Origin of the sequence: Lacrimispora sphenoides, assembly GCF_900105215.1 — a bacterium.
Classification (GTDB): domain Bacteria; phylum Bacillota; class Clostridia; order Lachnospirales; family Lachnospiraceae; genus Lacrimispora; species Lacrimispora sphenoides_A.
In genome coordinates this window covers 1,791,468-1,805,634 of the sequence record NZ_FOIP01000002.1, presented here as the reverse complement: position 1 = coordinate 1,805,634, position 14,167 = coordinate 1,791,468, and the positions used below count along the sequence as shown (strand labels likewise).

15 protein-coding genes are annotated in these 14,167 nt (G+C 43.4%); all 15 read left to right on the top strand.

The window, feature by feature from the left end; all coding sequences use genetic code 11:
• Nucleotides 1-26: 26 nt before the first annotated feature.
• The 15 genes from BMW45_RS25100 (at nucleotide 27) to BMW45_RS25030 (ending at nucleotide 14,123) form a co-directional block, all read left to right on the top strand.
• Nucleotides 27-281: a helix-turn-helix transcriptional regulator gene (locus BMW45_RS25100; protein ID WP_092250351.1), complete on the top strand. Its 255-nt coding sequence runs from the start codon at nucleotides 27-29 to the stop codon at nucleotides 279-281.
• A complete protein-coding gene (def, locus tag BMW45_RS25095; protein ID WP_092250348.1) occupies nucleotides 262-720 on the top strand; it encodes a peptide deformylase in 459 nt (152 codons plus the stop codon). The genes BMW45_RS25100 and def overlap by 20 nt, the downstream gene beginning before the upstream one ends.
• 247 nt (nucleotides 721-967) lie before the next feature.
• Nucleotides 968-1,441 carry an acyl-CoA thioesterase gene (locus tag BMW45_RS25090; protein WP_092250345.1) on the top strand — a complete coding sequence of 158 codons (474 nt, stop codon included), beginning with the start codon at nucleotides 968-970 and terminating at the stop codon, nucleotides 1,439-1,441.
• A gap of 127 nt (nucleotides 1,442-1,568) precedes the next feature.
• On the top strand, nucleotides 1,569-2,054 hold the full coding sequence (locus BMW45_RS25085) for a GNAT family N-acetyltransferase (RefSeq protein WP_092250342.1): 486 nt from the start codon (nucleotides 1,569-1,571) through the stop codon (nucleotides 2,052-2,054).
• A 39-nt stretch (nucleotides 2,055-2,093) separates the two neighbouring features.
• On the top strand, nucleotides 2,094-2,351 hold the full coding sequence (locus tag BMW45_RS25080; RefSeq protein WP_092250339.1) for a hypothetical protein: 258 nt from the start codon (nucleotides 2,094-2,096) through the stop codon (nucleotides 2,349-2,351).
• A 762-nt stretch (nucleotides 2,352-3,113) separates the two neighbouring features.
• Nucleotides 3,114-3,368 carry a hypothetical protein gene (locus tag BMW45_RS25075; protein WP_025233354.1) on the top strand — a complete coding sequence of 85 codons (255 nt, stop codon included), beginning with the start codon at nucleotides 3,114-3,116 and terminating at the stop codon, nucleotides 3,366-3,368.
• A gap of 191 nt (nucleotides 3,369-3,559) precedes the next feature.
• The gene (locus BMW45_RS25070) at nucleotides 3,560-5,236 is read left to right on the top strand and encodes a peptide ABC transporter substrate-binding protein (protein WP_092250336.1); all 1,677 of its coding nucleotides are present in this window, start codon (nucleotides 3,560-3,562) and stop codon (nucleotides 5,234-5,236) included.
• Nucleotides 5,237-5,371: 135 nt separating this feature from the next.
• Complete coding sequence (locus tag BMW45_RS25065; RefSeq protein ID WP_092250333.1) at nucleotides 5,372-6,310, top strand: ABC transporter permease; 939 nt, start codon at nucleotides 5,372-5,374, stop codon at nucleotides 6,308-6,310.
• 2 nt (nucleotides 6,311-6,312) lie between these two features.
• The gene (locus tag BMW45_RS25060) at nucleotides 6,313-7,218 is read left to right on the top strand and encodes an ABC transporter permease (RefSeq protein WP_092250330.1); all 906 of its coding nucleotides are present in this window, start codon (nucleotides 6,313-6,315) and stop codon (nucleotides 7,216-7,218) included.
• Between the two features lie 10 nt (nucleotides 7,219-7,228).
• Nucleotides 7,229-8,218, top strand: coding sequence for an ABC transporter ATP-binding protein (locus tag BMW45_RS25055; protein WP_092250327.1), 990 nt, complete (start codon nucleotides 7,229-7,231; stop codon nucleotides 8,216-8,218).
• 9 nt (nucleotides 8,219-8,227) lie between these two features.
• Entirely contained in the window at nucleotides 8,228-9,199 is a 972-nt protein-coding gene (locus tag BMW45_RS25050) for an ABC transporter ATP-binding protein (RefSeq protein WP_092250324.1), read from the top strand.
• A 38-nt stretch (nucleotides 9,200-9,237) separates the two neighbouring features.
• The gene (locus tag BMW45_RS25045; protein ID WP_092250321.1) at nucleotides 9,238-10,005 is read left to right on the top strand and encodes a copper homeostasis protein CutC; all 768 of its coding nucleotides are present in this window, start codon (nucleotides 9,238-9,240) and stop codon (nucleotides 10,003-10,005) included.
• On the top strand, nucleotides 9,984-10,745 hold the full coding sequence (locus BMW45_RS25040; RefSeq protein WP_092250318.1) for a DeoR/GlpR family DNA-binding transcription regulator: 762 nt from the start codon (nucleotides 9,984-9,986) through the stop codon (nucleotides 10,743-10,745). Before BMW45_RS25045 ends, BMW45_RS25040 begins: the two co-directional genes overlap by 22 nt.
• Before the next feature lie 61 nt (nucleotides 10,746-10,806).
• Nucleotides 10,807-13,386 (top strand): transglutaminase-like domain-containing protein, encoded by a 2,580-nt coding sequence (locus BMW45_RS25035; protein ID WP_092250314.1) that lies wholly within the window; start codon nucleotides 10,807-10,809, stop codon nucleotides 13,384-13,386.
• A gap of 227 nt (nucleotides 13,387-13,613) precedes the next feature.
• Nucleotides 13,614-14,123, top strand: coding sequence for an SEC-C metal-binding domain-containing protein (locus tag BMW45_RS25030; protein WP_092250311.1), 510 nt, complete (start codon nucleotides 13,614-13,616; stop codon nucleotides 14,121-14,123).
• Nucleotides 14,124-14,167 lie beyond the last annotated feature (44 nt).

Below are 14,167 nucleotides of genomic sequence, written 5' to 3'. Positions count from 1 at the left end.
ACATACAGGAAGGTGGAGCAAACATAATGAAAAATAAGGTTCGTCAATTACGAGAGGCATTGGGTATGACACAAGAACAATTGGGTGAAAAAGTCGGAACATCAAGGCAGGCCATAAACGCAATTGAAACAGAAAAAAATGAGCCTTCCATATGGCTTGCGTATGATATAGCTCAGGTGTTCAATATGCCCATTGAAAGTGTTTTTATATTTGAAGAAAGTGAACGAAAATCCCGTGCGGAAGTCAGTAGGAGGTTTGCATATGGCTCTAAGAGAAATTAGAATGTTTGATGATCAACTTTTACACAAAGTGAGCAGACATGTCGATAAGGTTGATGATCATACCAGAGAAATTCTAAACGATATGGCAGAGACAATGTATAATACTCAAAATGGAGGTGGATTAGCCGCATGTCAAGTTGGAATATTGCGCCGTTTAGTTGTTATTGATATGGGCCAGGGCTTATTAAAGTTGGTGAACCCTCAAATTGTTGAATCTGAAGGAGAACAACTTGTTGTTGAGGGCTGCTTAAGCTGTCCTGGTATATGGGGCAGAGTGTGGAGACCAAAAAGAGTATTGGTTAAAGCACTTGAAGAAAACGGGGCAGCCATTACTATTGAGGCTTATGACGAACTTGCAAAGTGTCTTTGTCATGAAACTGACCATTTAAATGGAATCTTATTTACGGATAAAATAATTGAGTATGTAGACATCAAATAGAATTCTGACTGGTTTTCAAATTGCGTTGTATAACTGCCTAGTAACATACCAGTTTTCAGAATGCGGTTTAAAAGTCTTCCAATGGCTATTTCAAGGTAAGCCCATTAGTTTTCTTTTCGTAGGCTCTTCGTCTGAGGCAGCATTTATCTTAACTGTTGACATTATAAGATCTCTGGATTTATAGTATTAAAAAGTATATAAGTAATAAACAATAAATTTGATTGAACAGCAGAAGAAGGGAGAACCAATGAAAGAATTAAAAACAGTAGAGGAATCCATGGTAGAACAGGTTCACCTTTTGATGCCTGCCCACATCAATGGAAGTGGTAGACTTTTTGGCGGGCAGCTTCTGGAGTGGATTGACGTCGTAGGCGCGATAACTGCCAAACGCCATGCTGAATGTAACACTACGACAGCTGCAATAGATAATCTTCAATTCAAGGCAGGAGCCTTTATTAATGACACCATTGTGTTGATAGGAAGATTAACCTATGTGGGTAATACTTCAATGGAAGTAAGAGTAGATACCTACTCCGAGGATCTTTCGGGGATACGAAAACCGATTAACCGTGCCTATCTGGTATATGTAGCAATTGATAAAGAGGGAACTCCTGTTAAAGTGCCGGGACTTAAGCTTACGACAGAAGGACAAAGGGCTGAATGGGACAGTGCGGTAAGGCGGAATGATTTACGTAAGTTAAGACGTAAGGAAGGCTTCTAAGATTATTAACCAAGCTTAAGCCTAAATGAAAAACTACGAATTAACAAACGAAACTTAACATTGATATTTATTGAGATTTGCTGTATTCTTCATATATATAAGTGAAAATAGAAAGGGATTTTTAAATATGAAAACAGAAATAACAGTCGCTTATGATAATATTAGAGAAATTAAAGAATTGTTTTTAGAGTATACTCATATGTTGGTTGAAAATGATCCTGATTTTGCTGAATATTTAAAAATCCAAAATTACGATTCAGAACTTGATCATTTGGCGGATAAATACGCACATCCAAATGGTAGATTATATTTAGCAAAAGTAGAAGATGAAGCAGTCGGCTGCATTGGTTTAAGAAAAATTGATGATGATAATTGTGAAATGAAAAGATTGTATGTTAAACCTGCATTCCGAGGACATAAAATTGCAAATAAGCTGGTGGAACTAATTATTAATGATGCGAAAGAAATCGGTTATAAAAGCATTCTGCTGGACACACTTCCCTTTTTGGAGGGAGCAATACGTTTGTATAAAAAACTCGGATTTTATGAAATCGAATCGTATAATAACAGTCCGATGGATAATTTAGTATATCTGAAGTTAGATTTGAATTAATAAATCATCATCACAGAAAAACCAGAGAGGAAGGATGTTATGGAATTTTATTTTAAGCCAAAAGGTGCAAAAACCCATCTTTACCGGGAAAGTGGGTTTATCGATGAGGATTTAGGGGAGCTGACGGAAACATTTTCCGGTAAACTGAAGACCAAAAATATTCTGGGAGAAAACTTTGAGTTGGAAGATATTTCTGGCTTTTTTTCAAAAGGAAACAGGTATTACATCAAAAGTTCGAAAGGATTAAATGGCATTATTGAAAAAAAGGGCTTCGGTGACAGATATATTTTAAAATAACGATGTTTTTATAGATATGCAGTAGATCGGGCATTGGAGAATTATCCAGTGCCCTTCTTAATACTTTTTTGTAATAATTGAATAAGGTTATTGAAGGTGTCAGGCACCCGCACCAAAAAGCGGCTGTCAGGCGGATAATCCTGGAAATAAAAAATAGAACATATGTTTGCATTTGCAGTATATCTGTGTTATAATATGCATAATGATTAAACGAAAAAGTATTCCGTTAATACAGCAAAGAATCTGGACTTACGCCGTCGGGTTAAGCGAAAGCATCAAAAGAAGGCAGCTCATTGCAGCTCATTGCAGTATCAATGACAGGACTTTCTGCAAACGCAGAAATCAAAATAACCCAAAGTGATTCGTAAGGATATCTGCTGTTTCTGAATTTGTTAATTGTCAGATCTGCTGAAAAAACTGTTTTTCTTCATCTTCATGATCAAAGAATTTCTCTACTGAAGCATGCTGCTCACGAAGCATTACCTCCACATGTTGATAATCAGATATTTCTTATAAAATAGTACCCTACGATAAACTGGCATTTACTGATGCAAAAAATATGAAAATATAGAAACTGGAATATGGTTTTTCATTTAACCAATAGAAATAAGACGGCAGACGAAAGGCCCGTTGGCTTAACTAAGAAAACAGATGCCGTATTATTCAATACCAGATAGAGGTACTTTAGAAAATCACAATGATGTGGTTTTAATTTTTAATCACGAAACGAACATTTGTTCTAATATGAAAGGAGACTTGCGTATGATGATCACAAAAAACAACTTAAATGAAATATTATTTGAAAACCAGGATGCAAGGCTGTTAATAGAACGGGTAGTCTCCCTTACGCAAGCGACTCTATATTATTACCATGACGATGAGATTACCGTAGAGAAGGCATTGGAGATATACAACAGAGCAATGAGAGCGGAAGAGGAAGATGCCTTCTCCTGTGTATCATTCCTGGATTTTTCCAGGGAAAAAAGCAAATTGCTGTATTCAGGAAATCCTTGCTGAAATTCTTGCTGAATTGGCTCTTAGGATATGGATTATTTTCTAAGAAAAATTAAAACAATTCAAAACAGGATGAAATAATAAAAAATATTGACATAAATAATAATATTATGTATAATTCAAATAATTTCATAGGCGAAATGCCGATGAATTAAGACGAAACAAGAAAAACAATATCAAAAGGAGAGGGAAAAATGAAAAAAAGAGTATTAGCTTTAGGCACTGTAGCCTGTCTAGCTATTGGAACCCTGACAGGTTGCGGCTTTACCGGGTCAACCAGCAGCCCCACCACCGGAGGATCTACCCAAAGTGTGGAATCAAGTGAAGCCGCTTCTGACAAAAAGGAGGCTCCGGCAGCCGGCGATCAGGTGCTTAGTGTATATGCAAATGCTGAGATCAAAACTCTGGTACAATGGGCGGCTTCTGACAATCAGTCATCAAAGGTGAACAATAACGCATTTGAAGGTCTGCTTCGCCTGGATGAAAATCATGATGCGCAGCCTGCACTTGCGGAAAGCTATGATGTTTCCGATGATAAACTTACATACACCTTTCATTTGAGAGACGATCTGCAATGGAGTGACGGAACTCCTTTGACAGCAAATGATTTTGTATTTGCCTGGTTAAAGCAGATGAGTGCGGAGGCCACCAATGGCTACAGCTTCATTATGACAGACTACATTGTAAACGGCGCTGAGTATAACGAAGGCAAAGCCAGTGCAGAAGATGTGGGAGTAAAGGCCCTTGATGACAAGACCTTCCAGGTGGTTTTAAAAGCACCTACCCCTTATTTCTCCCGGTTAACTGTTCTTTGCCAGTTCTTCCCGTTAAATGAAGCATACGTTACCTCAAAAGGCGACCAGTATGGTTTAAGCGCAGAGAATATGATTTACTGCGGCCCATATGTTATTACCAGCTATGATCCGGCGGTAGGGGCTACCTTGAAAAAGAATGATAAGTACTGGGATGCTGCAAATGTGAAGGTTGAAAATGCTCAGGTAAGGGTAATGAAGGATGCTTCTGCAGCCCTTAATGCTTATCTGGCCGATGAACTGAGCCAGGTGGCTCTTGATTCTGCCAACGTAGCCGCTTATCAGAATAATCCGGAATTCAGTTCTAAGAGCGAGTTCAGAACCGAGTATCTGCAGTTCTCCTTGAGCAATCCGGTTATGGCAAACAAAAATATCCGCAGAGCTGTTTCCATGGCCATTGACCGTGAGACCTTAGTTAAAGCAATTCTTGCCGATGGCTCTGCTCCAAGTGCCGGTCTGATTGCGGAAGGCATGTATGGAAACGAAAGCAAAAGCTTCCGTGATTTAAACGGAAACATTTGCCAATTTGATGCAGAACAGGCTAAGAAATACTGGGAAGAGGGCTGTAAGGAATTGGGACAGACACCAACCCTTACTTTGCTGGTAAGAGATGATTCTGTGACAAAAGCGGTTGCAACCTACATACAGAGCGAATTAAATAAGAATTTAGGCATTGATATCGTAATCGATACCAAGACGGTTCAGGCAAGAAATGAATTAATGGATAACGATAATTACATGTTTGCATCTACTGCATGGGGCGCCGATTATGATGATGCTATGACATACCTTGATTTATGGACCAACGGCACTCCATACCGCGGCTCCTATCAAAATGAACAATATAATAAGCTGATTAACGACGCAAGAGTTGAAACCGATGACGCCAAGCGTCTGGATATGCTGCTGCAGGCGGAGAATCTTCTAATTGATGAGGATGTGATCGTTGCACCTTTGTACCATAGAGGTTCTGCAACCCTTACAAAATCCAATGTGAAAGGATTGATCAATCATCCTTTCGGGCCGGATGTGGAATTTAAATACGCTTATTTTGAGTAAGCCGCAGCGGGCAGTGATATGACCTGACCAACGGAATGCGGAAAATGAGAAGAGCCGTCCTTCCCTTTTCACAATTGGAAAAGGGCGGCTCTTTTTAAAATCTCAGGAGAATATGAATGCAAAGGAGGACACAGCATGATAAAATATATCTGCAAGCGATTGATATATCTGGCGCTGACATTATGGGTCATTGTAACAGCTACTTTTTTTCTGATGAAAAAGCTGCCAGGATCTCCTTTTGATGCGGAGCGCTTTAATATGATGTCTGTTCAGCAGCAGCAGGCCATTTTAGAGCAGTATGGGCTGAATGAGTCTGTGCCCCGGCAATACGTAAAGTATATGGGAAATATCCTGCATGGAGATTTCGGAACATCCTTTACCTATACCGGACAGAAGGTATCTACCGTAATCGGAGGAAGGATCGGCCCCTCCGCTTTAATTGGCCTTCAAGCGGTCCTGATCGGTCTGGCAGTTGGCCTGACATTGGGAATTATCGCGGCGTGGAGACATAACAGCGGGATTGACTATTTTACTATGATCGTAGCTGTCCTTGGAGTTTCTGTACCTAATTTTGTAGCTGCGGCTCTTTTGCAGTATTACGTGGCCTTAAAATGGGGAATTCTGCCCGTTGGTTTTTGGACTGACTGGAAATGTTCGGTACTTCCGTCCATTGCCTTGTCCTTTTCTGCGACTGCCATGATCGCCCGGTTTATCCGGACTGAGATGCTAGAGGTGTTGGAGCAGGATTACATCGTCACTGCCAAAGCCAAGGGACTTAGCCCAATGAAGGTACTCATGCGCCATGCGGTAAGAAATTCGATCATCCCTGTGGTGACGATTCTGGGGCCCATTGTTGTAAATCTGCTGACAGGCTCCCTTGCTGTTGAGAATATTTATACCATCCCTGGAATCGGCAGCTTATTTGTAGACAGTATAAAGGCTAATGACTATTCCACGATCATGGGAATCACGATCTTTTACAGCGCTTTCTATATTTTTGTAGTGCTGATCGTTGATATCGCTTATTCCCTCATTGATCCCAGGATCCGTCTGGCAGCCGGTGAGGAGGGGTAAGCATGGATGAATTATTTGTAAAGGCATATGTGGATGAATCGGAGAAAGAACATATTGCCCGGCCCAATTTAACAGCCCTTCAGGATGGCTGGCTTCGTTTGAAAAAAAATAAGGCGGCAGTTGTTTGCCTGTTTACATTGATTGCAATCGGGCTTCTTGCAATACTGGCACCGGAGTTTTCAAGATATTCTTATAAAGAAACGAATTATGATATCATTTATCAGATTCCTTCCATGAAGCATCTCTTCGGAACGGATCAGTTCGGACGTGACCTTTGGGTCAGGACATGGATGGGTACCCGGATTTCCCTTCTCATTGCCTTTGTGGCAGCTATTTTGGATTTAACATTGGGAGTGACCTATGGAGCGGTTTCTGCTTTGGCCGGCGGGAAAGTGGATGCTGTTATGCAGCGAATCATTGAAGTACTGGTGGGTATTCCCCATCTGATCATCGTCATCCTTTTGATGATGGTTATGCCGGCAGGTATTTGGACTATTGTAGTGGCTCTCTCCATTACCGGCTGGGTGAATATGGCACGACTGGTCCGCGGATCCATATTAAAGCTTAAGAATCAGGAGTTTGTGCTGGCAGCCAGAGTGCTGGGAACCAGTACTACCGGAATCATATGGAAACATCTGATCCCCAATACAGTGGGAGTCATTGTCATCAATGCCATGTTTACCATTCCGTCCGCCATATTTACAGAGGCATTTTTAAGCTTTATCGGCATCGGCATGCAGGAACCAAAAGCATCTTTAGGAGTCTTGATCAACAACGGATACCAGGTGCTTCGCAATTTTCCCCACGTATTGATTTTCCCGGCAATCGTGATCGTCCTGATTATGGTATGCTTCAGCATTCTTGGAGACGGCTTGCGGGATGCTCTGGATCCAAGAATGAGAAAGTAGGTGAGACGTCATGAGCAGATTATTGGAAGTCAATCAGTTGCAGGTACATATAAAGACACAGCATGGCGTAGTCCATGCGGTGCGCGGGATTAGCTTTTATCTGGATGAGCAGGAAACTTTGGCAATCGTGGGAGAATCCGGCTCCGGTAAATCCATTTCCGTGAAAAGCATTATGGGCCTGCTTCCGAAGAATGGAAAGATCGTGGGAGGCAGTGTTCTCCTGGAAGGTAAGGATCTTTCTAAATACAGCGAGCGGCAGATGCAGACGGTACGGGGATCGGATATTTCCATGATATTTCAGGATCCTATGACCTCTTTAAACCCTACTATGACCATAGGAAAGCAGATTGTAGAGGTATTAAAAGAGCATCGGAAGGATATGACTAAAGTTCAGATGAAGAATCGGGCTCTTGAGTTGATTTCTCTGGTTGGAATTTCCAATCCGGAAACAAGGTTTGACCAATACCCTCACCAGCTTTCCGGCGGCATGAGACAAAGAGTCGTGATCGCAGTGGCTTTGGCCTGTGATCCAAAGATTTTGATCGCAGATGAACCGACCACGGCTTTGGACGTAACAATACAGGCACAGATTCTGGATCTGATGAAGGACTTGCAGAAGAAAATTAAAACCTCTATTATTATTATCACCCATAATCTGGGAGTTGTAGCGAATATTGCGGACCGGGTTGCCGTTATGTATGGAGGCCAGCTGGTGGAAAGCGCTGATGTGCGTGAGCTGTTTTACCAGACGGAACATCCTTATACGAAGGGACTTCTTGCTTCCATACCAAAAGCTTCCCATAAAGGGGGAGAGCTGACGGCCATTCATGGGACTCCGCCGGATCTGATGGATCCGCCAAAAGGCTGCCCATTTGCAGCCAGATGCACAAAAACCATGGAGGTCTGCAGACAGTATCCTCCGGAGGATATGCTTTGCGGCGAGAGCCACCATGCGCGCTGCTGGCTTCTTGATGAGCGGGCAAAGGCTTTCAGGGAATAGGAGGAAATCATGATGTCGGCAGAAAAGAAACCATTATTAGAAGTAAAGCATTTGAAAAAATATTTCCAGGTGGGAAAAAATCAGATATTGAAAGCAGTGGACGATGTCAGCCTGGATATATATAAGGGAGAAACCCTTGGTCTGGTGGGAGAAAGCGGCTGCGGGAAGTCTACCTTTGGCCGGACCGTAATCCAGCTGTATGAGCCAACGGATGGCCGGATCGTATATGACGGACAGGTAATTAACAGCAGTTTGGCGTCAGCGGAGCGTCATAGCTTCACAAGAAAGATGCAGATGATTTTTCAGGATCCTTATGCATGCCTTAATCCGCGGATGAAGGTTATAGATATTGTTGCAGAGGGAATTGATGCTCATGGAATCTTAAGCGGGGAGGAACGGAGAAAGAAGGTACTTGAACTTCTGGAAACGGTAGGGCTTTCCGAAGAGCATGCAAACCGTTTCCCTCACGAATTTTCCGGCGGACAGCGTCAGCGGGTGGGGATTGCCCGGGCATTGGCTGTGGATCCGGAGTTTGTGATCTGTGATGAACCTATTTCCGCGCTGGATGTTTCCATTCAAGCACAGGTGATCAATTTACTGAAAGAGCTGCAGGAGAAGAGAGGGCTTACCTATCTGTTCATCGCTCATGATCTTTCTATGGTTAAGCACATCAGTGACCGGATCGGCGTTATGTACCTGGGGGCCATGGTGGAACTGACAGACAGTGAGAGCCTGTTTGAGGCTCCGCTCCATCCCTATACCCAGGCATTGCTTTCCGCAATTCCTATCCCTGATCCTGATGTGGAAAAGAGCCGCAGCCGGATCATGCTGGAGGGAAGCCTGCCAAATCCTGTTAATTTGAAGGAAGGCTGCCGGTTTGCTTCCCGCTGCCCTTACGCAGAGCAGCTGTGCCGGGAAAAAACACCGGAAATGAAAGAAGTCAGGCCAGGGCATTTTGCAGCCTGCCACAAGGCAGTGTAGAATGCCGGCAACAAAATATAGATGGTTAGGAGAAAATAATGAAAGACTATATCTTGGAGGTCTGTGTGGATTCTGTGGAATCCGCTAAAGCAGCGGTACAGGGAGGCGCCGACAGGCTGGAGCTCTGTGCAAATCTGGTGATTGGGGGAACTACCCCTGGCGTTAGTCAGTTTAATCAGATCCGCAAAGCCTGTGATGTTCCAATCAACGTTCTGATACGGCCCCGGTATGGAGATTTTCTGTATACAGATCATGAATTTCAGATGATCTCAGAGGATGCGCAGATGTATCGGAATCTTGGCGCGGATGGGATTGTCGTGGGATTTTTAAAACCGGATGGGGATCTTGACATGGAACGGCTGAAAGTGCTCAGAGAAAAGGCGGGAACGGGAAATATGACCCTGCATAGGGCTTTTGATGTATGCCGGGATCCTTACAGGAGCCTGAAAGAGGCCATTGAGGCAGGGGTGGATACTATACTGACCTCCGGACAGCAGAACACCTGCATGGAAGGTAAAAAGCTTTTAGGGGAGCTGATGGAGCTGGCGGCTGGTCAGATCGACATTTTGGTAGGCAGCGGAGTCAATGTAGATGCCATTGCCTGCCTGATGGATGAGATAGATGCCCGGTGTTTTCACATGTCTGGAAAGACAATCGTTGACAGCGGCATGATCTACCGGAAGGAAAATGTAAATATGGGAATACCGGGAATTGGGGAGTATGATATTTTCCGTACAGAAGAGGAACAGATTCGCCGGGCAAAAAGGCTGATGGAGGAGAAAGAATGTTTACGGAAGAACGTTTAGACAGGATTTTACAACTCCTTCACGATCAGGGTATGGTGAAAGTAAAGGATTTAAGCGCCCTTTTTCAAGTGACAGAAGACTGTATACGCAAGGACTTAAAAAACTTAGAAAATGCAGGAAAGCTGAAACGGACCTATGGCGGAGCCTTATTATCCCAGGATTATCCTCTGAAACGGGATGTGATTGACCGGAGAGATACAAATATTGAAAAAAAGAATTTAATTGCTCAGAAGGCTTTTGAACTGATCAGAAGCAATGAAACCATATTTCTGGATATTTCCACCACGAATATCATGGTGGCGGAACGGCTTGCCAAATCCCACAAACGGTTGACCGTGGTGACGAACATGATCGATATTATGCAGACACTGGCAGTAAATCCGGATATCACCTCCATTGGAACCGGAGGAATCATGTACCGCACGGTAAACGGCTTTATGGGGGCAGCTGCCATTGAGATCATCAAACAGTACAGCTTTGACAGAGCCTTTATCGGGACCTGCGGCCTGGACCTTACGGACAATTCCATTACCACCTTAGGAGTGGAGGATGGCCTGACAAAAAAAGCGGCCATTGCCAGCAGCAGGCACAAATATCTGGTAATGGAAAAGGATAAGTTCTACTTTAATGATTCCTATAAATTTGCTCATTTTGATGACATAGACGGAATCATCACGGACTCCATGCCTGATGAGGCAACAGCCAGAAAGCTTTACTCTGCAGGAGTTACTATTCAGTAACTTCCGCAGGACTGCCCGGGTCAGAAAATAATTAATTGATTTCGCAAAGGAGAATATAGTCATGTTTTCAGAACATTTGCAGAGATATGCCCAGGAAAAATATGAGCTTAGACTTCCCTTTCTTGGAGGTCTTAAGGAAGAAGTTGAAAGGGCAATGGAACGGTGTACTCCCATAGAACAGGTACTCATGAAATTTTTATATGGGACAATGCCCTTACGGGATGCCGGGGAGTATGATTTTGACCTATTTCTTGGATATGTTAGGCATTCCATCATGGTTTATGAACAAATGGAATGGTGCCAGGAAATTCCGGAAGATATGTTCCTCCATCATATTTTATATTACAGGATCAATACGGAGAATATCGAAGACTGCCGAAGATTTTTCTATGACAAATTGATTGACCGGATCAAAGGACTTTCCGTAAGGGAGGCGGTGCTGGAAATCAATTATTGGTGTGCGGAGAATGGAACCTATGAGGCTTCAGACAACAGAACCATATCTCCTGTGACTGTGTATAAATCCGGGAAGGGCAGATGTGGGGAAGAATCCACGTTTGCTGTAACGGCTTTCCGGAGTGTGGGAATTCCTGCCAGACAGGTGTATACCCCCAGATGGGCTCATTGTGATGACAATCATGCATGGGTTGAAGTGTTTGTGGAAGGAAAGTGGCATTTCCTGGGTGCCTGTGAGCCGGAAGAAGTGCTGGATAAGGGGTGGTTTACCAATGCTTCCTCCAGGGCATTGCTGGTACACACCAGAACCTTCTCCGATTATTCCGGTGATTCAGAGATGGAATGTCTGGGGAAGGAAGATTTAATGGTCTATTATAATGGGACAGCAACCTATGCCCTGACCAAATCTTATGAGATCCAGGTGCTTGATGAGGATAAAAACCCAGCAGAGAATGTCCATGTTTCTTTTGAGATTCTTAATATGGCGGAATACTGCAGCGTGGTAAACTTATATACAGATAGGAATGGAAAGGTATCGCTTACCGTTGGTCTTGGAGATGTTCATGTCCGTGCTATGAAGGAAGGGTTATGCTGTGAGGCGTGGATTTCTCCGGAGGATGAAGATGGAACGGTCCTTGTGTTAAAGAAGGAAGCGGAGAAATCCGGAATAAATGCCTGGGTGGATGCGGACGTCAGAGCTCCAAAGGATTACCCCGTAAATCCGGTGAAGCTTACAAAAGAACAAAAGGAAAGAAACAGAAAACGAATCCAAGAGGCTAATCAGATGCGGGAAGGCAGGATCGCAGGGTACTTTAAGGAGGGAGAGGCTTCCTCATATCCTGATGAAACAGAGATCCTCCGGTTGTCTGCCGGTAACTTTGACGAGATTTACAACTTTCTTTCCAAGGATCAAAATCCGGATCGTAAGACCATGCTTAACAGCCTGACTGTAAAAGATTATAAGGATGCACGGGCAGAGATTCTGGAAAGCCATCTTACAGGGGCCGCCCCATATCGTAAGAAGTGGGAGGAGAACGGACATCTGGATATTTATGTAAAATACATTCTTTGTCCAAGAGTTTTGCTGGAAGAAATGACCGATTACAGGGGATTTATTGAGGGATTTTACAATGAGGACGAAAAGGAAGAATTCCGTAAAAATCCTGAAACCATCTGGGAATATGTGAAGCAGCATATCGGTTTTGAATCAAAGCTGGACTACAAGACGATTTGCTCCACTCCGGCAGGAAGCCTTAAGCTTTTACAGAGCAATCTCCTTAGCCAGAAGATATTATTTGTCTCTATCTGCAGGACGTTTGGCATTCCGGCCCGGATCAACCCGGTGAATCTGGAAGCTGAGGTTTATGAGACAGGAAGATTCGTATCAATATCCGGGGCAGATGAGATCGTAAAAGACAGGATCGAAGAGACAGGAAAGCTGGTACTTTATGGGGAAACAGACAATCTGTGGACCTATTACCAGACATGGACCATTGGAAGGCTAAAAGAGGGGCAGTTTGTGTCTCTGGATTATACCGGCCTAAAATTTTCCGGCGGCGTTTTAAAGCTGGACTTAGAGCCTGGTATCTACCGTCTGATCACCTCTGTCCGTCTTCCCAGCGGGAACCAGAACGCCAGCGAGTATGTCTTTGAATTAAAAAAGGATGAAGAAAAGTCTGTGACCATGCGCCTGCGGGCCGGAAGCCTGGATGATATGCTGGTTGATAACATGCTGGATGATTTTGAAGTAACCATAAAAGAGGAAAATGAGAAAGAAAAGACGGTTCCGGCATCAGTGCTTATGGAAGGAAAGAGCAATATTCTTGCCATCCTGTCTGAGGGTCAGGAACCAACCGAACACGTTCTTAACGAAATGCTGGAACAAAAGGAAGCCTTGGAATCCCTTGATACTCAGATCATTTTCCTGCTGCAAAGTGAAACGTCATTACAGAACCGGACCATCAGTAAAGTTCTGGAAGCAATTCCTCAAATAAAGGTGGGTTACATAAGCTTTGACGATACGGTAGAACCACTGGCCAGAAGAATGTATGTGGATCCGGAGAAGCTGCCTCTTTTAATTGTAACGGACCCTGGCTTGAAGGCTGTCTACGGATGCAGCGGCTACAATGTTGGAAGCGTGAATCTAATGATGAAGCTTCTGGGGTTAAGCAGGAATAGGCTTTAAAAGAACATAAGTGTATAGGAAGAGACGCAGAGAATTATAAAATAAGAAAAAACATTTTGCAAAATATATAAAGATGTTATATACTGTTTGTTGGAGTACTACTGGAAGTCAAATACCTCGCAGCAAGCTGGGGGCCATTTGACTCCGTTGGCAGCTGCCAAAGTCAGGCTCGCTTGATCTTGGCTCATTGCCTTCATGAGAATAACAGACAAAAGGATGGTTTGAACATGGCTATTTTAGAAAATTGGAGAAACTTGGCATACGGCGATGGGCTGGATGATAAAGGAAAAGAAGAATTATGGACCGAGTATTTCAAAGTAGAAAAGGGAATCTATGAGCATATTCTTTCCAAACCAGAAGAAGCGGTAGAGGGAACGGTAGAGGATCTGGCAAAGAGATATGGTACAGATGTCCAGACAATGACCGGATTTTTAGATGGAATTAATGAAAGCTTAAAGGGATATGAGAATCCTATTGAGACCATGGACGAGCAGACCGTGGTAAAAATAGAGATCGATCCGGAAAAGCTGTATTATAATATGGTAGAGGCTAAAGCAGAATGGCTGTATAGTCTTCCTGAGTGGGAGGCAATACTGTCAGAAGAAACGAAAAAAGAGCTTTATAAAAAGCAGAAAGCTTCTGGAACCATTGTTAAGGGAGCAAAGGTTGGAAGAAACGATCCATGTCCATGCGGCAGCGGCAAGAAATATAAAAAGTGCTGCGGATCCAACCAGTAATCCAATGCTGCCATGGCAGCAGGATAAAGAGACAGGAAGGCAGG